The 23,123-nt window shown below is 69.6% G+C and carries 19 protein-coding genes; 13 read left to right on the top strand and 6 right to left on the bottom strand.

All coding sequences use genetic code 11. The annotated features are described in order from the left end of the window. Positions 1–73: 73 nt before the first annotated feature. Positions 74–1,600 carry a 3-hydroxyacyl-CoA dehydrogenase gene (locus AB0J91_RS29245; RefSeq protein ID WP_363875201.1) on the top strand — a complete coding sequence of 509 codons (1,527 nt, stop codon included), beginning with the start codon at positions 74–76 and terminating at the stop codon, positions 1,598–1,600. Positions 1,601–1,834: 234 nt separating this feature from the next. On the opposite strand, the gene AB0J91_RS29240 is transcribed toward AB0J91_RS29245, so the two are convergent. Beyond that, positions 1,835–2,311 carry a MarR family transcriptional regulator gene (locus tag AB0J91_RS29240; protein ID WP_363793644.1) on the bottom strand — a complete coding sequence of 159 codons (477 nt, stop codon included), beginning with the start codon at positions 2,309–2,311 and terminating at the stop codon, positions 1,835–1,837. 155 nt (positions 2,312–2,466) lie between these two features. Next, positions 2,467–3,102 carry a 4'-phosphopantetheinyl transferase superfamily protein gene (locus AB0J91_RS29235; protein ID WP_363793642.1) on the bottom strand — a complete coding sequence of 212 codons (636 nt, stop codon included), beginning with the start codon at positions 3,100–3,102 and terminating at the stop codon, positions 2,467–2,469. 272 nt (positions 3,103–3,374) lie between these two features. Here AB0J91_RS29235 and AB0J91_RS29230 point away from each other — a divergent pair, with 272 nt between their 5' ends. Together AB0J91_RS29230 and AB0J91_RS29225 are read left to right on the top strand one after the other, a co-directional pair. Then, the gene (locus AB0J91_RS29230; RefSeq protein WP_363875198.1) at positions 3,375–4,220 is read left to right on the top strand and encodes an ABC transporter permease; all 846 of its coding nucleotides are present in this window, start codon (positions 3,375–3,377) and stop codon (positions 4,218–4,220) included. Then, positions 4,193–4,912: an ABC transporter ATP-binding protein gene (locus tag AB0J91_RS29225; protein WP_363875195.1), complete on the top strand. Its 720-nt coding sequence runs from the start codon at positions 4,193–4,195 to the stop codon at positions 4,910–4,912. The genes AB0J91_RS29230 and AB0J91_RS29225 overlap by 28 nt, the downstream gene beginning before the upstream one ends. Positions 4,913–4,935: 23 nt before the next feature. Here the strand turns inward: AB0J91_RS29225 and AB0J91_RS29220 are convergent, their stop codons facing one another. Further along, positions 4,936–6,477: an FUSC family protein gene (locus tag AB0J91_RS29220; protein WP_363875192.1), complete on the bottom strand. Its 1,542-nt coding sequence runs from the start codon at positions 6,475–6,477 to the stop codon at positions 4,936–4,938. 44 nt (positions 6,478–6,521) lie between these two features. Between AB0J91_RS29220 and AB0J91_RS29215 the strand changes: the two genes are divergently transcribed. The 4 genes from AB0J91_RS29215 to AB0J91_RS29200 all read left to right on the top strand — a co-directional run bounded on the left by AB0J91_RS29215 (position 6,522) and on the right by AB0J91_RS29200 (position 14,874). Then, a complete protein-coding gene (locus AB0J91_RS29215) occupies positions 6,522–7,007 on the top strand; it encodes a MarR family transcriptional regulator (protein WP_363875189.1) in 486 nt (161 codons plus the stop codon). 155 nt (positions 7,008–7,162) lie between these two features. Then, complete coding sequence (locus tag AB0J91_RS29210; RefSeq protein WP_363875186.1) at positions 7,163–8,437, top strand: glycosyltransferase family 87 protein; 1,275 nt, start codon at positions 7,163–7,165, stop codon at positions 8,435–8,437. Between the two features lie 430 nt (positions 8,438–8,867). Then, positions 8,868–13,430 (top strand): glutamate synthase large subunit, encoded by a 4,563-nt coding sequence (gene gltB, locus AB0J91_RS29205; RefSeq protein ID WP_363875183.1) that lies wholly within the window; start codon positions 8,868–8,870, stop codon positions 13,428–13,430. Further along, positions 13,423–14,874, top strand: a complete 1,452-nt coding sequence (locus AB0J91_RS29200; RefSeq protein WP_363875180.1) for a glutamate synthase subunit beta — start codon at positions 13,423–13,425, stop codon at positions 14,872–14,874. Before gltB ends, AB0J91_RS29200 begins: the two co-directional genes overlap by 8 nt. Before the next feature lie 57 nt (positions 14,875–14,931). On the opposite strand, the gene AB0J91_RS29195 is transcribed toward AB0J91_RS29200, so the two are convergent. Continuing rightward, positions 14,932–15,951: a glycoside hydrolase family 43 protein gene (locus AB0J91_RS29195; RefSeq protein WP_363875177.1), complete on the bottom strand. Its 1,020-nt coding sequence runs from the start codon at positions 15,949–15,951 to the stop codon at positions 14,932–14,934. A gap of 183 nt (positions 15,952–16,134) precedes the next feature. On the opposite strand from AB0J91_RS29195, the gene AB0J91_RS29190 reads away from it, so the two are divergent. Together AB0J91_RS29190 and AB0J91_RS29185 are read left to right on the top strand one after the other, a co-directional pair. Continuing rightward, the gene (locus tag AB0J91_RS29190; protein WP_363875174.1) at positions 16,135–16,275 is read left to right on the top strand and encodes a hypothetical protein; all 141 of its coding nucleotides are present in this window, start codon (positions 16,135–16,137) and stop codon (positions 16,273–16,275) included. A 54-nt stretch (positions 16,276–16,329) separates the two neighbouring features. Continuing rightward, complete coding sequence (locus tag AB0J91_RS29185) at positions 16,330–17,157, top strand: class I SAM-dependent methyltransferase (RefSeq protein WP_363793625.1); 828 nt, start codon at positions 16,330–16,332, stop codon at positions 17,155–17,157. A 57-nt stretch (positions 17,158–17,214) separates the two neighbouring features. On the opposite strand, the gene AB0J91_RS29180 is transcribed toward AB0J91_RS29185, so the two are convergent. After that, positions 17,215–17,997, bottom strand: a complete 783-nt coding sequence (locus AB0J91_RS29180; RefSeq protein ID WP_363793623.1) for an IclR family transcriptional regulator C-terminal domain-containing protein — start codon at positions 17,995–17,997, stop codon at positions 17,215–17,217. A 150-nt stretch (positions 17,998–18,147) separates the two neighbouring features. On the opposite strand from AB0J91_RS29180, the gene AB0J91_RS29175 reads away from it, so the two are divergent. The 3 genes from AB0J91_RS29175 to AB0J91_RS29165 are packed head-to-tail and all read left to right on the top strand — an operon-like array spanning position 18,148 to position 21,350. Continuing rightward, on the top strand, positions 18,148–18,804 hold the full coding sequence (locus AB0J91_RS29175) for a PaaI family thioesterase (RefSeq protein WP_363793621.1): 657 nt from the start codon (positions 18,148–18,150) through the stop codon (positions 18,802–18,804). Positions 18,805–18,844: 40 nt separating this feature from the next. Then, positions 18,845–20,377: an acyl-CoA synthetase gene (locus AB0J91_RS29170; RefSeq protein ID WP_363875171.1), complete on the top strand. Its 1,533-nt coding sequence runs from the start codon at positions 18,845–18,847 to the stop codon at positions 20,375–20,377. A gap of 16 nt (positions 20,378–20,393) precedes the next feature. After that, positions 20,394–21,350 (top strand): LLM class F420-dependent oxidoreductase, encoded by a 957-nt coding sequence (locus AB0J91_RS29165; protein WP_363875168.1) that lies wholly within the window; start codon positions 20,394–20,396, stop codon positions 21,348–21,350. Between the two features lie 19 nt (positions 21,351–21,369). On the opposite strand, the gene AB0J91_RS29160 is transcribed toward AB0J91_RS29165, so the two are convergent. Then, positions 21,370–22,062 carry a histidine phosphatase family protein gene (locus AB0J91_RS29160; RefSeq protein ID WP_363875165.1) on the bottom strand — a complete coding sequence of 231 codons (693 nt, stop codon included), beginning with the start codon at positions 22,060–22,062 and terminating at the stop codon, positions 21,370–21,372. Between the two features lie 86 nt (positions 22,063–22,148). On the opposite strand from AB0J91_RS29160, the gene AB0J91_RS29155 reads away from it, so the two are divergent. Next, positions 22,149–23,036 carry a crotonase/enoyl-CoA hydratase family protein gene (locus AB0J91_RS29155; RefSeq protein ID WP_363875162.1) on the top strand — a complete coding sequence of 296 codons (888 nt, stop codon included), beginning with the start codon at positions 22,149–22,151 and terminating at the stop codon, positions 23,034–23,036. Positions 23,037–23,123 lie beyond the last annotated feature (87 nt).

Below are 23,123 nucleotides of genomic sequence, written 5' to 3'. Positions count from 1 at the left end.
ATTCGGTATTGGACGCTCTCGGCGAGGCGTGCGAAGCTGACCGGAATCGGTGTCGTCAACGAAGGAGTCGACCATGCTGCCGGGCGAGTGGGCGGAGCGCGTGAAGACCGTGCGGGTGATCGGCACCGGTGTGATGGGGCGCGGCATCGCCCAGATCTGCGCGGCCGCCGGCATCACCGTCGAACTCGCCGATGCCCGACCGGAGGTCGTCGAGACCGCGGTGGCCGAGATCGGCCGGATGTACGACAAGCTCGCGGGCAAAGGCCGGATGAGCGCCGAGGACGCCGCGGCCGCGACGAGCCGGCTCGTCGCGATCGCCGACCCGCTGAGCGCAACCGACTGCGACCTGGTCGTCGAAGCCGTCCGGGAGGACCTCGACACCAAGCGCGAGCTGTTCGCCGAGCTCGAACGGGTCTGCGCGCAGCACACCGCCTTCGCCACCAACACCAGCTCGCTGCAGGTGACCTCGATCGCCACCGCTCTGCAGGACCCGAGCAGGCTCGCCGGTCTGCACTTCTTCAACCCCGTGCCGCTGATGCGCCTGGTCGAGGTCATCCCCGGTGCGCGCACCGCCGCCCACCTTCCGGAGGCGCTGACCGAACTGGTCCGCCGACTGGGGCACACGCCGGTGCGGGCCACCGACACGCCGGGCTTCCTGGTCAACCACGCCGGGCGCGGTCTGGTCACCGAAGCGCTGCAGATCCTCGCCGAGGACCTGGCGACCCCGGAGGACGTCGACCGCATCGCCCGGGACGTGCTCGGACTGAAGATGGGGCCGTTCGAGCTGATGGACCTCACCGGGCTGGACGTCACGCACCCGGCGATGGAGAGCATCTTCACCGGCTACTACGGCGACCCCAGGCTGCGCCCGTCGCCGATCACCCGCGCTCGGCTGGAGGCCGGACTGCTCGGCCGCAAGACGGGGGAGGGGTTCTACCGCTACGAGGACGGCGTCAAGCAGGAACGACCCGAGGCCGTCGCGCCGGAGGCCACCGGCGCGACGGTGTGGGCCGACGACACCGCGCTGCTGGAATCGCTGGCCGAGGCGGGCGTACCGGTCGAGCGCGGTGACGAACCGTCCTCCGCCGAGATCGTGCTGGTCACGCCCCACGGGCACAGCGCGGCGTCGGCGGCGTTGTCGGCGCGGTTGCCCGCTGAACGCGTCTGCGGCGTGGATCCGCTGAGCAACGCCACCCGCTGCACGCTGACCGTGCACCCGGCCACCGACCCGGACGTGGCCCGTGCGGCTTGGGCGGCGCTGGCCGCCACCGGACGTGCGGTGACGATCGTGCGCGACGGCCCGGGGATGATCGCCCAGCGATTGCTCGCGGCGATCGTCAACACCAGCTGCTTCATCGCCGAACAGCGGCTGGCCACACCCGGCGACATCGACACCGCCGTGCGGCTCGCGCTGGGCTACCCGCGCGGTCCGCTGGAGTGGGGTCAGCAGGTGGGAGCGCGCCGGGTGCTGACGATTCTGCGGGCGCTGCACTCCGCCACCGGCGATCCGCGTTACCGGCCCAGCCGCTGGCTGGTCGAACGCGCCGACCTCGGCCTGGCGCTGGACGAGACCGGCACCGCCGTCGCCGACGTCCTCTAGGGGCTGTTGAAGAACGCGGCGGAGCCGCTGTTTCAGGTGTGGGGCTCAGCCTGCACCGCCGCAGGTTCCGAGCGGTTTCGTGGCGAGTAGCCGCGACGCCGATGTCCACCCCTGGGTAAGCGGGATACATCAGCAGTGGCGCACGGAGTCCACGGAGCCGCTCAGGTTCTGCCACTGGCACCGCCGAGCAAAGCGATTCCCAAACAGCTCCTAGGGGCGTTGAGCGGCTCAGGCTCAGTCCTCGGGCGTGTTGGCCTCGCGCAGCGTGCGCATGGCCTGGGCCAAGGCGCGCGAGTCGTCCTGGCCCAGGGGAGTGAGGACGTGCTCGCGCAGGACCTGGGCCGCGGTCTCGCGGGCGCGATTGGCGACGTCCAGGCCGTGTTCGGTCAGCTCGGCGTAGGTGACCCGGCGGTCGGTCTCGCTGGGCACGCGCTGGATCAGGTCGGCCTTCGCCAGCCGGTCGGCGACCTTGGTGAACCCGCCGCTGCTCAGCGCCGCCTCACGGGCGAGCTTGGTCATCGGCATCCTGCTGTCGGGGGAGCGCACGAGCCGGAGGAGGATGTCGAGGGAGGCCATCGGGAGGCCGTACCCGTCCATGATCGCGGTGGCCAACTTGGCGGCCGTGACGTGGTAGCCCTCGATGACCAGGCCCCACCAGGTGACGATCTCGTCGTCGTCGACGGCGCTGTCCGGACCGATCGCCTCGTTCAACGCAACGCTCCATTCACTGCATGTTCGTGAAGCCCGATGTTACATGAAAGACGCTTTCTGGAAAGTCGCTTGCGTTAAAGCATCTCGCGAAAGAGTTTCTCGTTCGAGAGAGATAGCAAGGTCGGCTTCGCGCGCCGTTCGGGACCGCGTTCCGGTCACTCCTCCAGCGCGATGGCGGAGAGGACGAGTCCGTCGCGGACCAGCCAGCGCCCGCTGAAACCCGTCAGCCCACCGGAGCTCTTGCGCAACCGAGCGGTGAAGCTGCCCGCTCCGAACTCCAGCTCCGCGTCCTCGAAACCGAGCCACTCGCCGGTCACCGGGTACCAGGTCTTGTAGACCGATTCCTTGCAGCTGAACAGGATTCGGTCCCAGCGGATGTCCGGGTCGCGGGCGCTGAGCTCAGCGATGTGCTCGCGCTCCTCGGGCCGCGAGACCACGTCGAGCACGCCGTCGGGAAGCGGTTCGTGCTGCTCGGCATCGATTCCCACCGAACGCAGTTGTCGGCGACGGGCCACCGCCGCGCCGCGAAAGCCGGCGCAGTGCGTGATGCTGCCGACCACCTCCGAGGGCCACTGCGGTGCTCCGCGCTCGCCGCGCAGCAGTGGCACCGGCTGAACGCCCAACGCGCGCATCGCCCGATGCGCGCACCAGCGACCGCTGGTGAACTCGCGGCGCCGCTTGGCGACCGCCTTCTCGATCTCCACCGCTTCGGCGTCGAACAGCGTCGCCTCAGGTGGGTCGTCGAAGGTCTCGGCGGTGGCCACCACAGCGGGCAAGAGCTCCTCGATCACCCCGACAACCTAGCTCATCTGGTATCTGACCTGGGCAGACGGTGTGACGTCCCACTACGTGGAGTCCCGTTTACAGCCGACGACGTGCGGTCTAGCGTCATGGTCATGATCCCGTCGGTGCCACTGACGATCCGGGGCTACGTGGACTTCTCCCGCGTGTCCTCGGCGCTGTGTCGCGCCTGACGCTGCTCTCCTCGTCTCTTCCCGCACCACCGTGCTGAGCTTTCTCCGGTGGTCGCTTCCGCATGTCCGCCCACGCCCGTGGAGCTCTCATGACCACACACCTGACACCCGTGCGCACGGGTGAGCAGATAGCCGTCACCCAGGTGCGCACCCGCACCGCTCGACGCGAATCCCGCATCCCCCTTTGGACTTTCAAGCTCATCAGCCCCATCGCGCTGGTGGCGCTGTGGCAGGCGCTCAGCGCCACCGGAGTGCTCAGCGACGACACGCTGGCCTCGCCGGCCACCGTGCTGGCGACCGGCGTGGACCTGTTCGCCGAAGGACGGCTGCAGGAGGCCATCGCGGTGTCGCTGCAGCGCGTCGGCGCGGGCCTCGTCATCGGCGTGGTGGCCGCGACCCTGCTGGCCACGCTGTCCGGGCTCTTCCGGCGCGGCGAGGACCTGATCGACGCGCCGATGCAGATGCTGCGCACCGTCCCGGTCATCGGGCTGATCCCGCTGCTGATCATCTGGTTCGGCATCGGCGAAGAACCCAAGATCGTGCTGATCGCGCTGGCGGTGACCTTCCCGCTGTACATGAACATCTACGGCGGCATCCGCAACGTCGACGCCGGACTGGTCGAGGCCGCCAAGACGCTGGGGCTGGGCCAGTTCGCGCAGGTGCGCCACGTGATCCTGCCCGCAGCGATGCCCAACGCCCTGGTCGGCCTGCGCTACGCGCTCGGATCTGCCTGGCTGGCACTGGTCTTCGGCGAGACCATCAACGCCTCCGCCGGAATCGGCTACGAGATGAACACCGCGCGCGAGTTCTTCCAGACCGACGTGATCGTGGTCTGCCTCGTGCTCTACGCCCTGCTCGGCCTCGTCGCCGACTTCATCGTTCGCGGACTGGAAAGGGTGGTGCTGGCATGGCGACCGGCCTTCAGCGGGAAGTGACCACGAAACCGGCTTCGGTCCGGGGTCTTTCGCGCAGCTTCGGAGATCGCACCGTCCTGAGCGAGTTGGACCTGGACATCGAGCCCGGTCAGTTCGTCGCGCTGCTGGGTCCCAGCGGCTGCGGCAAGTCGACCCTGTTGCGCATCCTCGCCGACCTGGACCAGGAGGTCACCGGGGACGTCGAGGTCGCCGAACGCCGTGCCGTCGCGTTCCAGTCGCCTCGGTTGATGCCCTGGAAGCGCGTGTGGCACAACGTCGTTCTCGGCCTGCCCGGCCGACCGGACAAGCAGCGCGCCGTCGCAGCGCTGGAAGAGGTCGGCCTCGGCCACAGGGTGGACGTGTGGCCGAAGGTCCTCTCCGGCGGCGAGGCGCAGCGGACGTCCCTGGCCCGCGCCCTGGTCCGCGAACCGGACCTGCTGCTGCTCGACGAACCCTTCTCGGCGCTGGACGCGCTGACCCGGCTCAAGGCGCAGCGGCTGGTCGGGGAGCTGTGGCAGCGGCACGGCTGCGCGATCCTGCTGGTCACCCACGACGTCGAGGAGGCGCTGCTGCTCGCCGACCGCGTGCTGGTCATGCACGAGGGCCGCATCGGCTACGACAAGGTCCTGAACCTGCCGCGGCCGCGCGAGGTCGGCGACCCGGAGTTCGTCGCGCTGCGCGCGGAGCTGCTCGCCCGCCTCGGTGTCGAATGAACGATCGGATGAGGTGGGGGTGATCAGCCGGGCAGGGGCCGCCCGGCTGGAGCCGTAGTGGCGGCCAGCAGCCGGTAGGCCTCGTGCTCGGTGTCGAGGACCTCCTGATCGCCGTGGTGCGGGTGCAGCGGCTCGCCCGCCGCCACCTGATGCGCGTCGCGCAGCGCGAAGACCGCGCGCAGCAGGTGTTCGCGCGCCTGCGGATCGGCGGGGGAGCGCTGCAGGTCCCGAGCGGCCCGGCGGCAGCCCCGCATCGCCTCGCGCAACCGGGTGCGCGCCCGGTTGTTGGCCAGCACCAGGCAGACGCCGACGCCCAGCAGCGCGCCGAACACGGTCATGCCGACCCGCTCGGCGACGAGTTGCAGGCGGTCGGCCGGTTGGCTCAGCGCTGCCAGGCACAGCGCCAGCGGGGTGGCGAAGGTCAGCCCGAGGCCGTAGTTGGCCATCACCACCAGCTCTGCGGCGATCTGGCAGACCACGATCACCACCAGGATCGCCGCCGGCGTGGGATCGGCCGCGAAGATGCCCAGCGCCAGCAGCGACCCGGCGACGGTGCCCGCGGTGCGCTGGACCGCGCGCTGCCAGGTCGTCGCGGTGTTGTGCGACTGGAGCACGGAGCTGACCGAGACCACCGCCCAGTAGGCGTGGTCGAGCTGGAAGGTCGAGGCCAGCAGCCCGGTGACCAGCGAGGCCACCGCCATCCGCAGCGCGTTGGTGCGGAACTCGGCGAGTCCGGCGTGTTCGACGACCACCGGCCGGGGCAGCGGCCGCTCCTGGGCCGGTGCCGGAACGCGACCGCGACGCATCCGCTTGGCGGCGGTGCGCAGTTCCGCGGCCGCGTCGGCCGGGTGGTGCAGCAGGTGCACTGCGTGCGCGAGATGTCCGCGCAGCAGCAGCGTCGTTCGGCGCACACCGGCGGGCAGTCCGGTGAGCGCGTGGTGCACGGAGGTGTGGGCTCGGCGGCGGGCGGCGGCGCTCGGTGCCTCCAGGTGGTCGGCGACCGCCAGCAGCGCCCGCGCGGTCGCCAACCGGTGCGGGCCCGTCGGGTGCAGCGCACCACCCAGCATGCTGAGCGCGTAGGACAGCGCCGCTGAGGCTCCGGTGATCGCGACGATCTCGGCGAAACCGCTCCAGGTCTGAGGCGAGTAGGCGGCGGCACCTGCGGCGAAGACGAACATCAGCCCTGCGGGCGGACCCAGCCGCACCACGTCGGCCAGCAGCTTGGCCAGGGTCGCCACCAGGGTCAGGACCAGGACCTTGACCACGCCACCGGCGTCGAACGCCGATGTCACCGCCCCGGCGGCCACGCTCGCGGTCAGCCCCACGGCCACCACCGGCAGCAGCCACGCCCGGCGCGGGTAGGGGTCGACCCGGCAGTACAGCGAGGTGAAGGCGCCCAGCGCCGCGAACGGTGCGAGGTCCAGCCGTCCTGCCGCCAGCAACGCGCTGATCGGCACGGCGTAGGAGACGCCGACTCGCAGAGCGGGTACCAGCACTCCGCCGAAGATCGACGTGATTCGCAGGGCGTCTCGGGTGCGCAAGGTCTGGAGCAAAGAACCGTTCACTAGTAAAATATTACAAGGTGTTTTACCGGTGAAGGAGTGTGACGTTGGACGTCGTCGGACGGATCCGCGATCAATGGCGCGAGCGGTACCCGGACCTGGACCTCTCTCCGATCGAGGTCATCGGGCGGGTGCGCAGGCTCGCGGCGCTGACCGACCAGCGGCACGACGCGGTCCTCGACGACCTGCGGCTGTCCCGGACGGAACTGGAGGTGCTCAGCGCCCTGCGCCGGACAGGTGGTGGCCTGCGCCCCAGCCAGCTCACCAAGGAGATGCTGTCGTCCGGTGCCGCCACGACCAAGCGGCTCGCGCGGCTCGAGGAGGAGGGCCTGATCACCCGCAGCACGTCCGCCCGCGACCGGCGCGAGGTCGACGTGCGGCTCACCGACCGAGGGCGGCAGATCATGGACCGGGTCTTCCCGGCTCAGCTGGAGCGCGAGCAAGCGCTGCTGGAGCCGCTCAGCGAGGCCGAACGGGCCCGGCTGGGTGAACTGCTGGCGAAGGTCCTGGAGCCGATGGACTTGGTCAGCTGAACATCCGATCGTGCCCGGCGAGGCGAATGCCGGACCCCTTGTCCGGTGGGTTAAGGTTTTCCGGCTTCACCGGGGAATTCCCGCGGCTCGGCGAACTCGCTGTGATCGGACGATCACGCACCACGACCGGTGCCGCTCGGACGAGAGGACACAGGTTGGCCACGGTACGGATCGGCTCCGTTCCTGATCTGGACCTCGGCGGTCTGCCCGGCCGCCTGCGCGCCTTCGTCGTGGCGAACTCGCGCGCGATCACGCTGATGTCCATACCGATCGTGCTGGCATCGCTCGGGCTGCTGCTGCTCACCCCTCGCGCCGGGATCGGCGAGGAGTCGGCCATCGACTACCAGGTCTACCGCTGGGCGGTGCACACCTGGCTGGCCGGCGGGGACATCATGAACACCGCGCCGACGGTGAGCATCGGCCGCGTCCTGCCGTGGGTGTACCCGCCGTTCGCGCTGGCGCCGCTGGCGCCGCTGGCGCTGCTGCCCTTCAGCGCCGGTCTCATCGCGCTCTACCTGCTGGACCTGACCGCCATCGGCGGCACGTTGTACCTGGTGACGCGGCATCTGTGGCCCGCCGTGGGCAAGCGCGGGGCACTGGCGGTGGCCGCGGTGCTGCTGCCCTGGACGCTGTTCCTGGAGCCGGTCTACTCGTCCTTCGGACTCGGGCAGGTCAACATCCTGCTGATGGGCCTGGTCATGGCCGACTGCCTGGCCGAATCACCGCGCTGGCCGCGCGGGTTGCTCATCGGTGTGGCCGCGGCCATCAAGCTGACCCCGGCCGCGTTCCTGCTGTTCCTGGTCTTCCGCAAGGATTACCGAGCCGCGGTCGTCGCCGTGCTCACCGCGGCACTGGCAACTCTGTCCGGTTTCGCGCTGAACTTCTCCGCTGCTGTGGAGTACTGGTTCGGCAAGGGGCCCGCGCACGGGGTGAGCGGCTCGGCGTTCCACACCAACCAGTCCATCATGGGCGCGTTGGTCCGCATGGAACTTCCGCCCGTCGCCCAGAGCGGGCTGTGGCTGGTGCTGTCGGTCGCCACCACGATCGCGGTGGCGTTCGCCATCCGCCGGGTGGAACCGGTGCTCGCGGTGTCGGCGAACGCACTCCTGGCGCTGTTGATCTCACCCACGTCGTGGTCCGACCACTGGGTGTGGAGCGCTCCCGGCCTGCTGGTGCTGCTCGCCTTCGCCGTGCGTCGTCGCAGCTTCACCTGGTTGGCGATGGCCGCGTGGACGCTGGTCACGCTGCTGGCGGCGGCGTTCAACTGGATGCCTCCCGGACCGCCGTGGGACGTGGTGGCGCACCTGTTCGGGAACCCCTACACGGCGCTGGGCCTTGTTCTCGTCGTCCTGCTGGTGCGCTACGCGCGCCGTGAGCAGGTCAGCGCCGCGCCGCGGCCCTTTCCGATGCCGGAGCCGGCCGGTGTCTGAAAACGCGTTCGCATTCGGGCGATTGCGCCTTCGACTGCGGACGGTGTACCAACAATTACGGAAATGTGCGGGTCTGAACCGAATCCGAATGGCGTGAGCTGCGATTCGGGCTACATTCGGTACCGCGCAAGAAGATCGTGAACAACGCCACTGATGGACCCCAGCTGTCGCCTTAGGACAGATGTGTGGTGCACAATTCCTCGGGCTCCGGCCTTTGCGACAATGACGTCTCACAGTCTGAGAGTTGTCACGTTCCCTTAACTTCGAGTTACCTAGCGGTAGCCTTCAGGCCGCTGGGTCTGTACAGTGCCTCAAACTGACCGAGAGTGCAACGGCGCATCCTTATTCGTCAGTGCCCCCAAAGGTTCCGCGGTTCGCGATGGCTGAGTCATGCCCTGCTGCACGCCGCGACCTGTCGACGGGAGGTCCGATGCCCCAATCCCACCATGCAAGAAGCGTGGCGCAGCGTAGCGCCCAAGCCAGTGGTCTGTATGACCCGGCCAACGAGCACGACGCCTGTGGTGTCGCGTTCGTCGCCGACCTTCGCGGTCGGCGGAGTCACGACCTGGTTGACAAAGCACTGACAGCGTTGCGCAACCTGGAGCACCGCGGCGCCAAGGGCGCCGATCCCGAGACCGGTGACGGTGTCGGGCTGCTGACCCAGATCCCGGACGCGTTCTTCCGCGGAGTCGTGCCGTTCGAGCTCCCCGAAGCCGGCACCTACGCGGCCGGCACCGCGTTCCTGCCCGCCGACGAGGCCGCCGCTGAAGAAGCCGTGGCCGTCATCGAGCGGATCGTGGCCGAGGAAGGGCTGCGACTGCTGGGATGGCGCGAGGTCCCCATCGCCGCGGACTGCGCGGGCACCTCGGCGCGCGAAACCATGCCGAACTTCCGGCAGCTGTTCATCGGTGCCCAGGACGGGCAGCAGGCCGAGACGGCGCTGGCGTTCGAGCGTCGGGCGTTCTGCGTGCGCAAGCGCGCCGAGCACGAAGCCGACGTGTACTTCCCGAGCCTCTCGGCGCGCACCATCGTCTACAAGGGCATGCTCACCGAGGCGCAGCTGGGCGCGTTCTACCCCGACCTGGGCGACGAGCGCTTCGCCAGCGCGATCGGCCTGGTGCACTCGCGGTTCTCCACGAACACGTTCCCCTCCTGGCCGTTGGCACACCCGTACCGGTTCATCGCGCACAACGGTGAGATCAACACCGTCAAGGGCAACCGCAACTGGATGCGGACCCGCGAGAGCATGCTCGACACCGACCTCATCCCGGGTGAGCTCAAGCGGCTGTACCCGATCGCCTCGCCCGAGGCCAGCGACTCGGCGACCTTCGACGAGGTCCTCGAACTGCTGCACCTCGGCGGCCGGTCGCTGCCGCACTCGGTGCTGATGATGATCCCGGAGGCGTGGGAGAACCACGCCGAGATGGACGCCAAGCGCAAGGCGTTCTACGAGTTCCACAACTACCTGATGGAGCCCTGGGACGGTCCGGCGCTGGTCGCCTTCACCGACGGCACCCAGATCGGCGCCGTGCTGGACCGCAACGGTCTGCGCCCCGGTCGCTACTGGGTCACCGAGGACGGACTCGTCGTACTGGCCAGCGAGGTCGGCGTGCTGGAGTTCGAGGCCGACAAGGTCGTGCGCAAGGGCCGGCTGCAGCCGGGTCGCATGTTCCTGGTCGACACCGACGCCGGCCGGATCATCGACGACGACGAGATCAAGGGCGAGCTCGCCGACGAGTACCCGTACCAGGAGTGGCTGGACGCGGGCGTCGTGCGGCTGGGCGACCTGCCCGAGCGCGAGCGCGAACTGCCCTCGCACGACTCGCTCGTGCACCGGCAGCAGGTCTTCGGCTACACCCAGGAAGAGCTGGGCGTGCTGCTGCAGCCCATGGCCACCACGGGTGCCGAGCCGATCGGCTCGATGGGCAACGACACCGGCTTCGCCGCCCTGTCGGAGCGCCCGCGTCAGCTGTTCGACTACTTCACCCAGCTGTTCGCGCAGGTCACCAACCCGCCGCTGGACGCGATCCGCGAAGAGCTGGTGACTTCGCTGGGCACCCACGTCGGGCCCGAGCACAACCTGCTCGACCACGCCCCGGAGGCGTGCCACCAGCTGGTGCTGCCGTTCCCGGTGCTCGACAACGCCCAGCTCGCCAAGATCGTGCACATCAACGACGACGGTGACCGGCCTGACCTCAAGCCCGCCGTCATCGACGCCACCTACCGGGTCGCCGGTGGGGGAGCGGCGCTGCGCGCGCGGCTGGACGAGATCTGCGACGAGGTCTCCGCAGCCGTGGCCGACGGTGCGCACGTGCTCGTGGTGTCCGACCGCCAGGCCGACGCCGAGCGCGCGCCGATCCCGTCGCTGCTGGCCACCGGTGCCGTGCACCACCACCTCGTGCGGGAGAAGGACCGCACCCAGGTGGGCTTGATCGTCGAGGCTGGCGACGTCCGCGAAGTGCACCATGTCGCTCTTCTCATCGGTTACGGGGCCGCTGCCGTTAACCCCTACGTGGCGATGGCCACGGTCGAGGATCTCGTCACCACCGGCGTCATCAAGGGAACCGAGGCCGAGCAGGCCACCGCGAACCTGATCAAGGCGCTGGGCAAGGGCGTTCGCAAGACCATGTCCAAGATGGGCGTGTCCACTGTGGCCTCCTACACGGGTGCGCAGATCTTCGAGGCCATCGGCCTGGGAGAAGAGGTCGTGCAGCGCTGCTTCACCGGCACCACCTCGCGCCTCGGCGGGGTCGGCTTCGACGTGCTGGCCGCGGAGGTCGCCGAACGGCACCGTCGCGCCTACCCGGTCGACGGCGTGCAGGCGCCGCATCGCACGCTCGCCGTGGGCGGCGAGTACCAGTGGCGCCGCGAGGGCGAACCGCACCTGTTCAACCCCAAGACGGTGTTCAAGCTCCAGCACTCCACGCGCTCCGGGCGCTACGAGGTGTTCAAGGAGTACACCCAGGCCGTCGACGACCAGTCGCGCGAGCTGATGACGCTGCGCGGGTTGTTCAAGTTCCGCGACGGCGCGCGCAAGCCCGTTCCGGTGGACGAGGTCGAGCCCGTCTCGTCCATCGTCAAGCGCTTCGCCACCGGCGCCATCTCCTACGGGTCGATCTCGCAGGAGATGCACGAGACGCTGGCGATCGCCATGAACCGGCTGGGCGGCAAGTCCAACACCGGTGAGGGCGGCGAGGACGCCGACCGGTTCACCCCGGACGCCAACGGTGACTCGCGGCGCTCGGCGATCAAGCAGGTCGCCTCCGGCCGCTTCGGCGTGACCAGCGAGTACCTGGTCAACGCCGACGACATCCAGATCAAGATGGCTCAGGGCGCCAAGCCCGGCGAGGGCGGTCAGCTGCCCGGCGGCAAGGTCTACCCGTGGGTGGCCAAGACCCGGCACTCCACGCCGGGCGTCGGGCTGATCTCGCCGCCGCCGCACCACGACATCTACTCGATCGAGGACCTGGCGCAGCTGATCCACGACCTGAAGAACGCCAACCCCCAGGCGCGCATTCACGTCAAGCTGGTCAGCGAGGTCGGTGTCGGCACGGTCGCGGCGGGTGTGTCCAAAGCGCACGCCGACGTCGTGCTGATCTCCGGTCACGACGGCGGCACCGGTGCTTCGCCGCTGTCGTCGATCAAGCACGCCGGCGGTCCCTGGGAGCTGGGCCTGGCCGAGACGCAGCAGACGCTGCTGGCCAACGACCTGCGCGACCGGATCGTGGTGCAGACCGACGGTCAGCTCAAGACCGGTCGCGACGTCGTGATCGCCGCGCTGCTCGGTGCTGAGGAGTACGGCTTCGCCACAGCGCCGCTGGTGGTCTCGGGCTGCATCATGATGCGGGTCTGCCACCTCGACACCTGCCCGGTGGGCGTGGCCACGCAGAACCCGAAGCTGCGCGAGAAGTTCTCCGGCAAGGCCGAGTACGTCGTGAACTTCTTCGAGTTCATCGCGCAGGAGGTGCGGGAGTACCTGGCGGAGCTGGGCTTCCGCTCGCTGGAGGAGGCCATCGGGCACGCCGACCTGCTCGACACCTCCGAGGCGGTGCGGCACTGGAAGACCCAGGGCCTGGACCTCGCGCCGATCACCCACGTTCCGGAGCTGCCAGCCGGCGCATCGCTGCACCAGACCACCGAGCAGGACCACGGTCTGGAGAAGGCGCTGGACAACACGCTGATCCAGTTGTCGGAGGGCGCGCTCAAGGAAGGCACCCCGGTCCGCCTGGACCTGCCGGTGCGCAACGTCAACCGGACCGTGGGCACCATGCTCGGCTCCGAGCTGACCCGGCGCTGGGGCGGCGAGGGCCTGCCGGACGACACCATCGACGTGACCTTCACCGGTTCCGCCGGTCAGTCCTTCGGTGCGTTCGTCCCGCGGGGCATCACCCTGCGGCTGCTGGGCGACGGCAACGACTACGTCGGCAAGGGCCTCTCCGGTGGCCGGATCGTGGTCCGGCCCGACGCGAAGGCGCCGTTCGTGGCCGAGCAGAACATCATCGCGGGCAACGTGCTGCTCTACGGCGCGACCAGCGGTGAGCTGTTCGTCCGCGGCATCGTCGGCGAGCGGTTCTGCGTCCGCAACTCCGGTGCGATCGCCGTCGTCGAAGGCGTCGGCGACCACGGCTGCGAGTACATGACCGGTGGTCGTGCGGTGATCCTCGGCTCGACCGGACGCAACTTCGCGGCCGGCATGTCCGGCGGCATCGCCTACGTGCTCGACGTCGATCCCCAGCGGATCAACCCCGAGATGGTCGACCTGGAAGCGCTGGACGACGAAGACCGCGAGTTCCTGCACGACCGGGTGCGCAGGCACTACGAGCAGACCGAGTCGGCGGTGGCCCGCGAGCTGCTGGCCGACTGGGACACCGCGGTCGAGCGGTTCGGCAAGGTCATGCCTCGCGACTTCAAGCGGGTGCTCGAGGCGCAGAGCGCCGCCGAACGCGAAGGGCGCGACGTCAACGAGGCGATCATGGAGGCGGCTCATGGCTGATCCCAAGGGATTCATGACGACGCCGCGGGAAACTCCGCAGCGTCGCCCGGTGGACGTGCGCATCAAGGACTGGCGCGAGGTCTACCTGGAATTCGAGCAGCCGCGGCTGACCAAGCAGGCCGGCCGCTGCATGGACTGCGGAATTCCGTTCTGCCACCAGGGTTGTCCGCTGGGCAACCTGATTCCCGAGTGGAACGACCTGGTGTGGCGGGACGACTGGGAGTCCGCGATCGAGCGGCTGCACGCGACCAACAACTTCCCGGAGTTCACCGGGACGTTGTGCCCCGCCCCGTGCGAGGCCGCGTGCGTCGTCGGCATCAACAGCGATCCGGTGAGCATCAAGCAGGTCGAGATCTCCATCATCGACAAGGCTTGGGAAGCCGGCTACGTCAAGCCGCAGCTGCCGGCGAAGCGGACCGGCAAGAAGGTCGCCGTCATCGGCTCCGGTCCTGCCGGGCTCGCCGCCGCGCAGCAGCTGACGCGCGTGGGCCACAGCGTCGTGGTCTACGAGCGGGCCGACCGCATCGGCGGACTCCTGCGCTACGGCATCCCCGAGTTCAAGATGGAGAAGAGCCGGCTCGACCGGCGGCTCGGCCAGATGCGCGCCGAGGGCACCGAGTTCCGCACCGGGGTGAACGTCGGCGTCGACGTCACCGTGGAGCAGCTGCGCGCCGACTACGACGCGGTGGTGCTCGCCGGTGGGGCCACCCAGGCCCGCGACCTGCCCGCAACGGGCCGGGAGCTGGACGGCGTGCACCAGGCGATGGAGTACCTGCCGCTGGCGAACAAGGTGCAGGAGGGCGACTTCGAGCGCTCGCCGATCCACGCCGAGGGCAAGCACGTCGTGGTCATCGGCGGTGGCGACACCGGTGCCGACTGCGTCGGCACTGCGCACCGCCAGGGCGCGGCCTCGGTGACGCAGCTGGAGATCATGCCGCAGCCGCCTGCGGAGCGCTCCGAGGCGCACCCGTGGCCGACCTACCCGATGCTCTACCGGGTCACCTCCGCCCACGAGGAGGGCGGTGAGCGGCTGTACTCGGTCAACACCCAGGAGTTCGTGGGCGATGACCAGGGTCGGTTGCAGTCGCTGCGTCTGGTCGAGGTCCAGCGCACCGATTCCGGTTTCGAGCCGGTGGCGGGCACCGAGCGGGAGATCCCGGCCCAGCTGGTGCTGCTGGCGATGGGCTTCGTCGGTCCGGAGAAGCCCGGTCTGCTGGAGGACCTGGGCGTGGAGCTCGACGCGCGGGGCAACGTCGCCCGCGACGAGAACTTCATGTCCAGCGTCGACGGCGTGTTCAGCGCGGGCGACATGGGTCGCGGTCAGTCGCTGATCGTGTGGGCCATCTCCGAAGGCCGTTCGGCGGCCGCCGGGGTGGACCGCTACCTCGTCGGCCGGGACGTGCTGCCGGCTCCGATCGAGCCGACCGAACGCCCGATGGTCTGAGTTCGAGCGTGTGAGGCGGTGCCCCGGTTTCGGCCGGGGCACCGCCTTTTCGCGTTCTCAGTCCGGTACCGGCACGCCGAAGTCCGGCGAACCGTCGTGCTGCCACCCGAACGCTTGCAGCCGGGTGTGCCGGTTGGGGTCGCCGACCCCGGCGTCGTACGGGCGGGCGTGGTAGACGAGCACGTCAGCGCCGTCCTCGGCGACGGTGAAGCTGTTGTGCCCCGGCCCGTACTGGCCGATGCCGGGGTTGGTGGCGAACACCGGCTCCGGGTGCTTCTCCCACGACGCGCTGTCGAGCAGGTCCGCGTCGGCGGACGCGGACAGGAGGCCCAGGCAGTAGTTGCTGTCGGTGGCGCTGGCCGAGAACGCCAGGAACACCTTGCCGTGGCGCGCGAGCGCCGCTGGCCCCTCGTTGACCCGGAACCCGCGGGTCTCCCAGTCGTGGGTCGGCACCGACAGCCGCACGGGTTGGTCGCCCAGCGTCCACGGGTCGTCCATCGGGGCGAGGTAGAGGTTCGAGTTGGTCTCGACTCCGGGTTCGTGCTGGGCCCAGGCCAGGTAGCGGACGCCTCGGTGCTCGAAGGTCGTGGCGTCGAGGGCGAAGGTGTCCCAGGGGGTGCTGATCCGCCCCCGTTCCACCCAGGTCCCGGCCAGAGGATCGGGGTTGGAGTTCTCCAGCACGTACATCCGGATGGACTGGACGTCCTCCGAACTGCCCGCCGCGAAGTAGACGTACCAGCGTCCGTCGAAGTGGTGCAGTTCCGGCGCCCAGATGTGCCTGCTCATCTCCCCGTGGTCGTGCCTGCGCCAGAGCAGGTGCTCTTCGGCCGTGCCCAACCCCTGCAACGTCGCCGATCGGCGCAGCACGACGCCGTCGTAGGTCGGGATCGTCGCGGTGAAGTAGTAGGTGCCGTCGGTGTGGCGGTAGATGTGCGGGTCCGCACGTCTGAGCGCCAGCGGGTTGTCGAAGTGCGTGGGGGAGCTCCAGGCCGTGGTGTTGCCGGTCATGGTGAGCGCTCCGGTGGCCAGTGCCCCGGAAAGCAGGGTCCTGCGGGAGAGGGCTGAACGGTGTCGCACTCTGCTCACCGTCCTTCGAACGCGGCCGGGGCAGAACGATTTCCGCACCTCGGCGTGGCATTCGAGATCACTGGGGTACCCCGGTCCGGTGAGGCTGGGAATTCGCTCAGCGATCGCCGGGTTCGGTGGGCGAACCGCATCGAAGGCGTGGACCCGACGGCCCGAGCAGCCAGGTGATCTCGCGTGAACGCACTGGTCGAAGCGCCCTTCTCCGCCGCGTTTCACCAGCGCCTCGCGCTGGTCTCGCCGGGCAGGGACGACAACGGGGTCTTGCTGTCCGGATTCATCGGACTAGCGTCGGACGCATCGGAATTCCGCTGCTGAATTCGGCGATCGCGCGCGCCGCACCACTGTCGAGCGATTTGAGGAAAAGGGAGCATGACCGAGAACGTCCTGACCGGAATTCGTGAGCAGGTCTTCGGCGACGATCCGCTCGAGGTCCGCGAAACCGGCCACTACACCCAGGAATACGTGGGTGGCATGGTCGACAAGTGGGACGACCTGATCGACTGGGAGCGCCGCGCCGCGGGCGAGGGCCGGTTCTTCGTCGACCAGCTCAAGGCCCGCGGAGTGCGCAGCGTGCTGGACGTGGCGACCGGAACCGGATTCCACTCCGTCCAGCTGATCGAGGCCGGGTTCGAGACCGTCAGCGCCGACGGCAGTCCGCAGATGCTGGCCAAGGCGTTCCGCAACGGAATGGACAACGGCGGCCACCTGCTGCGCGTGGTCAACGCCGACTGGCGCTGGCTCAACCGCGATGTGCACGGCGAGTTCGACGCCGTCATCTGCCTGGGGAACTCCTTCACGCACCTGTTCAGCGAGCACGACCGCCGCAAGGCGCTCGCCGAGTTCTACGCGATGCTCAAGCACGACGGGGTGCTGATCATCGACCAGCGCAACTACGACGCACTGCTGGACGGCAAGGCCGGCGGCAAGAGCAGCTACTACTACTGCGGAACCGAGGTCGAAGCGGTTCCCGACCACGTCGACGACGGCTTGGCCAGGTACCGCTACGAGTTCCCCGACGGCAGCGAGTACCACCTGAACATGTACCCGCTGCGCAGGGACTACCTGCGCGGGCTGCTGCGCGACGTCGGGTTCCAGCGCATCGACACCTTCGGCGACTTCCAGGAGAACCCGGTCGACGAGCCCGACTTCTACATCCACGTCGCGGAGAAGACCTACATCGAGGACCCCGACGCCTGAGGGGTCTGCCCCTAGACCCGCCACGGGGGACGTCAGGTGCGGCCCGGAAACCGGTGTTCAGCGGTTTCCGGGCCGCACCCGCAGGTCGGCCTCGATGCGCGCAGCCGTGCGCGCCAGCAGCGGCACGATCTCGCGTTGAACGCCTTGCTCGGTGGAGCCGTGCTTGTACAGGGAGACGTTGACCGCGGCGAACACCCGGCCGTCGGCATCGCGGACCGGGACCGCCACGCCGCGCAGCCCTTCTTCCAGCCCGTCGTCGGCGATCACGAATCCGCGCTTGCGCACCGCTGCGAGCTCCGCCAGCAGCTCCTGGCGGGTCGTGACCGTGTGCGGGGTGACCGGTGCCAGCTCGACCGAGCGGAGGCTGGCCTCCAGCCGCTCCGGCGGCACCGCGGCCAGCAGCACCTTGCCCATCGAGGTCGCGTGCGCGGGGAACCGGGTGCCGACCGGGATCGTCACCGACAGCAGCTTCGGACCCGGCACCTGAGCGATGTAGCGGATCTCGGTGCCCTCCAGCACCGCCATCGCGGTCATCTCCCGCACCTGCCGGGTCAGCTCCTGCAGGTGCGGCTCGGCGATCTGCGGCAACGACCGACTGGTGAGGTAGGCGTGGCCGAACTCCAGCACCTGAGGGGTCAGCGCGTAGCGGCGTTCGGCCTGCTGCACGTAGCCCAGCTCCACGAGGGTCAGCAGGATGCGGCGAGCGCCGGCCCTGTCCAGGTCCGCGGCCTGGGCGACCTCCGTCAGCGACAGCTCGGCCCGCTCCGCGGTGAACGCCCGCAGCACGGACATGGTCCGCTCCACCGCGCGGACGAAGTGCTCTCCACGCTGTTGCGGCACGACACCTCCCGACTCGCCTCCCGCGAAGCCTATCCGGTGCGGTACCGGAAGGAACTCATACCGACCGGCCGGTCTGTCTGGACTGGAGGGCGGGCGACGGGTTTAACTGAAGGCCGAAATCTGATCGGGACCCCGGAGGGATCAGCGAACGTGACCGCCGAGAGCGAAGACGAACTGCGGGAACGCCGGCAGGCGGTGCGAGACCTCGGTTCCGCGCTGCGCGACCTCACCGACGCCGCCGTGTCCACCGAGGCGGACGCCGAAACGCTGCGCGAGATCACCTCGCAGGTGAGGGCGCTCGTGCCTCCGCTGGACGCGGTCCGCCGGGAGCGCGGACAGCTGGCGGCCGTGGACGACGGTCGGCGCCCGCGCCGCCTCTACAGCCCGGCCGTGGGTCCGGGAAACCCGATCGCCCCTCCGATGCGGGTGGAGATCGTCGACGGTGCCGCTGTGGGCACCTGCACCCTCGGGTTGGCCTACGAGGGGCCGCCGAGCTACGTGCACGGCGGCATGAGCGCTCTGCTGCTCGACCAGATCCTCGGGCACGCCCACGCCGCGGGTGGAGCGCCGCCCGGCATGACGGTGCAGCTGTCGCTGCGCTACCGGCGGCCGGTGCCGCTGACCACCCCGCTGCGGATCGTCGGCCGCGTCGAGCGCGTCGATGGTCGCTGGACCGAGTCGAAGGCCACGATCTGCACCGCGGACGCACCGGACGCGGTGCTGGTGGAGGCCGAGGGCAAGTTCGTGGTGCCCAGCGCCGAGCAGTCCAGCCGGCTCTTCGGGAAGGTCGAGGGACTCGTCAAGTGAGGTAATCGAAGGCGGTACGCGAGGTTCAAGGAGGAGCCGCATGTACCCAGGTGTCCACGCCGTCACCACGCCCGACAAACCGGCCCTGATCATGGCCGGCTCGGGCGAGGTGCTGACCTATCGAGAACTCGACGAGCGTTCGCTGCGGCTGGCCAACGCGCTGCGCGCCAGCGGGCTGTCCAAGGGCGACGTGGTCGCCGTGCTCTCCGACAACAACCTGCACGCCTACGAGGTGTACTGGGCCGCCGTGCGCTCGGGCATGTACGTCTGCGCCGTCAACAGCCACCTGCAGCCCGACGAGGTCGCCTACATCGTCAACGACTCGGGTGCCAGCGCGCTCGTGGTCTCGGCCGGACTGGGAGCCCTGCCCGAGCAGGTCGCCGAACTGACCTCGGGGGTGCGCGTCCGGCTGGCCTACGGCGGGCCCGTGGCCGGGTACGGCGACTACGAGCAGGCTCTGGCCACCGCCTCCACCGAGGTTCCGGCGGTGCAACCGTGCGGCGCCGACCTGCTGTACTCCTCCGGAACCACCGGCCGCCCCAAGGGGATCCGGCCCGAACTGCCCGACCGCCAGGTGCACGAGCCGGGGAACATCCTGGTCGATCTGCTGCGCGGCTTCTACGGCTTCGACGAGGACACCGTCTACCTGTCCCCGGCTCCCGTCTACCACGCGGCTCCGCTGCGCTACTGCGCGGCGGTGCACGCCATCGGCGGGACCGTGGTGATGATGGAGCGCTTCGACCCCGAGCAGGCGCTGCGGGCCATCGAGCGCTACCAGGTCACCCACAGCCAGTGGGTGCCGACCATGTTCGTGCGGATGCTCAAGCTCGACGAGCAGACCCGCCACCGCTACGACCTCTCCAGCCACCGCAACGCCGTGCACGCCGCCGCGCCCTGCCCGATCGAGGTCAAGCGGGCGATGATCGAGTGGTGGGGCCCGATCCTGCAGGAGTACTACTCCTCCACGGAGGGCATCGGCATGACGATGATCGACTCGGCGCAATGGCTGGAGAAACCGGGCTCGGTGGGCAGGCCGTTGCTCGGCGTCGTCCGCGTCTGCGACGAAGCGGGCGAGGAACTGCCGGCCGGTGAGGTCGGCACCGTGTTCTTCGAACGCGAGGAGATCGAGTTCGAGTACCTCGGCGATCCCGAGAAGACCCGCTCGGCCAAACATCCCGGGCACCTCAACTGGGCGACGACGGGTGACCTCGGGTACCTCGACGAGGACGGGTACCTGTTCCTCACCGACCGCAAGGCTTTCATGATCATCTCCGGCGGGGTGAACATCTACCCGCAGGAGGTCGAGGACGTGCTGGCGCTGCACCCGTCGATCCTCGACGTGGCCGTCTTCGGCGTCCCGGACCCCGAGATGGGCGAGGCGGTCAAGGCCGTCGTGCAACCCGCGCCGGGAGCCTCACCGGGGCCGGAGCTGGAGCGGCAGATCATCGACCACGCACGCGAGCGGGTGGCCCACTACAAGGTGCCGCGCAGCGTGGACTTCGTCGACGAGATGCCGCGCACACCGACCGGAAAACTCGTGAAGGGCAAGCTCAAAGCCCGCTACGCGAACTGAACTGAAAGGGATACCTGTGGATCGACGTTGGGGCATCTCCGTTCCGCTGCCCGAGCTCTCGCTGCCGGAGCAGCGCGAACTCATCGCCGAACTGCCCGACCTCGGCTACACCGACGTGTGGTCGTCGGAGGCCAACGGCGCCGATGCGTTCACCCCGCTGGCGCTGGCCGCCACGTGGGCCCCGCAACTGCGGCTGGGCACGGCGATCGTGCCCGTATACACCCGCGGCCCGGCGACCTTGGCGATGAGCGCGGCCACGCTCGCTTCGGCGGCCCCGGGGCGGTTCGCGCTGGGCGTGGGCACCTCGTCCAACGTCATCGTGGAACGCTGGAACGGCATCCCCTTCGACGAGCCGTACAAGCGGGTGCGCGACACCGTGCGGTTCCTGCGCCGTGCTCTGAGCGGCGAGAAGGTCACCGAGTCCTACGACACCTTCGAGGTCAAGGGATTCACCGCCGGACTCGTGGCCGATCCGGTGCCGCCGGTGCTGGTGGCCGCGCTGCGCCCGGGAATGCTGAAGCTGGCCGGGCGGGAGGCCGACGGCGCGATCATCAACTGGCTGTCCCCGGACGACGTGCGCACCGTCGTGCCCTACGTGCGGGAGGGCGGCCCTGACAAGGAGGTCGTGGCGCGCATCTTCGTCATGCCCGACACCGACCCGGACACGGCGCGGGGGCTGGCGCGGCGGCACATCGCCGCCTACATGAACGTGCCGGTCTACCGCGCGTTCCACGAATGGCTGGGTCGGGACGAGCTCACCCCGATGTGGCAGGCGTGGGACGCCGGTGATCGCAAGGCGGCGCTCGCGGCGATCCCCGACAGCGTGGTCGACGACCTGGTGGTGCACGGCCCGGCCGAGCACTGCCGGGAACGCGTCCAGCAGTACGTCGACAACGGTGTGACGACACCGGCGATGGCGCTGGTCGCGCCGGGCGACCCGACCGAGGCCGTCCGGGCGCTGGGACTGAAGTAGCGCCGCGGTGGCCGCGGCCTCAGCTCAGGGCGGCGGGCTGCTCGTCCAGCCCGCCGTCCAGGTGCGCGGTGTCGTTGAACCGCCGCACGATCCAGCGTCCGGCGGTGACCACGATCTGGGAGATCGAACCGTTGCTCGCCCCGAGGAACGCCATCGGGAGGCTGCCGCTGGCGATGGACATGATCTCGCCGATCACGCCGCCGTGGGTGAACACGGCGATGCGCTCATCGGGGTGGGCGGCGGCAAGCCGGCCGATCGCTCCGGCGACGCGATCGCGCAGGGCCTCGGCGGGTTCGGCGCCCGGGATGACGTCCCATCGGCCTTCGCTGTGCATCCGCTGGATGACCGGGTCGTTCTGGGCGACCTTCTGCCGGAACAGCCCGCCCTCGAACTCGCCGAGGTGCACTTCCCGCAGGTCCTTCTCCACCTGCGGGACCAACCCGAGCCTGGTGGCCAGGGGAGCGGCGGTCTCGGTCGTGCGGCGGAGGTTGGTGACGTAGAGGGCGTCCAGTCGTTCGCCGGCGAGCCGGTGGCCCACGCGCTCGGCGTGCACCCGGCCCGCCGGGGCCAGTTCCGGATCGCCTTGCCCGCCAACGAGGTCGAAGGGCTTGCCCGGGACCGCCGGCGCGGACTCGCCGTGCCGGACCAGCAGGATGTCGGTGGCGCCGGCGGGCGGTGCGAACGCGGACTGCCGGTACTCGACGTCGGACATGGTGCCCCGCTTTCTGAGCTCGTGCTTGCAGGCCGGACTTTTCCACTGCGCAAGGTCGTTTTCAAACCCGCGAAACGGAAGGTGCGATGACGTACACCGAGATCGGATACGAGGTTTCCGAGGGGATCGCCACGATCAACCTGAACCGCCCCCAGCGGCTCAACGCGTTCACCCACGTGATGCGCGGCGAGCTCATCGGGGCCTTCGACACCGCGGAGGCCGATGACTCGGTCCGCGCGGTCATCGTGACGGGTGCGGGCCGTGCGTTCTGCGCGGGCGCGGATCTCAGCGCGGGGGAGGACACCTTCAACGGCGAGAACAACGACGCGCGGGCGAACGCCCACCGCGAGCTCGGCGAGGTCGACGGGGTCCCGCGTGATGGTGGCGGCACGGTGGCGCTGCGGGTGGCTGCGATGCGCAAGCCGGTGATCGGTGCGTTCAACGGTGCCGCGGTGGGCGTAGGAGTCACCATGACGCTGCCGATGGACATCCGCATCGCCGCCGAGAGCGCCAAGTTCGGGTTCGTGTTCACCCGCCGGGGAATCCTCCCGGAGGCGGCTTCGTCCTGGTTCCTGCCGAGGGTGGTCGGCATCTCGCAGGCGATGGAATGGGCCGCGACCGGGCGCCTCTTCGACTCGGCGGAAGCGCTGTCGGGCCGCCTGGTGTCGCGGGTGGTCGCCGACGACGAGCTGATCCCCACCGCGCGTTCGATCTGCCGGGAGATCGCCGAGAACACCTCGGGGGTGTCGGTGGCGGTGGCCCGCCAGCTCATGTGGGGAATGCTCTCCGCGTCGTCGCCGTGGGAGGCTCACCGGTTGGATTCCAAGGGGATCAACGAGCTCGGCGCCGGAGCGGACGCGGCCGAGGGGATCGGTTCGTTCCTCGCCAAGCGCCCTCCGGAGTTCCCCCTCCGGGTGAGTCAGGACTACCCCGAGTTCATGCCGGAGTGGCCTGCTCGCCCGGAGGGGGTGTGAGCGCCCGCTTTTCCCGTTCTGCGGTTGTCAAGGAACATGTCGCCGGGATCACCGGCCATCTGAGGATCGGGGAGTGCAAAGACGTTC

The sequence above is a fragment of the Saccharopolyspora sp. NPDC049357 genome (genome assembly GCF_040677225.1).
In the GTDB taxonomy this organism is placed as follows: domain Bacteria; phylum Actinomycetota; class Actinomycetes; order Mycobacteriales; family Pseudonocardiaceae; genus Saccharopolyspora.
Note: the sequence above shows the minus strand (reverse complement) of the source record. Positions and strands in the feature narration are given on the sequence as shown.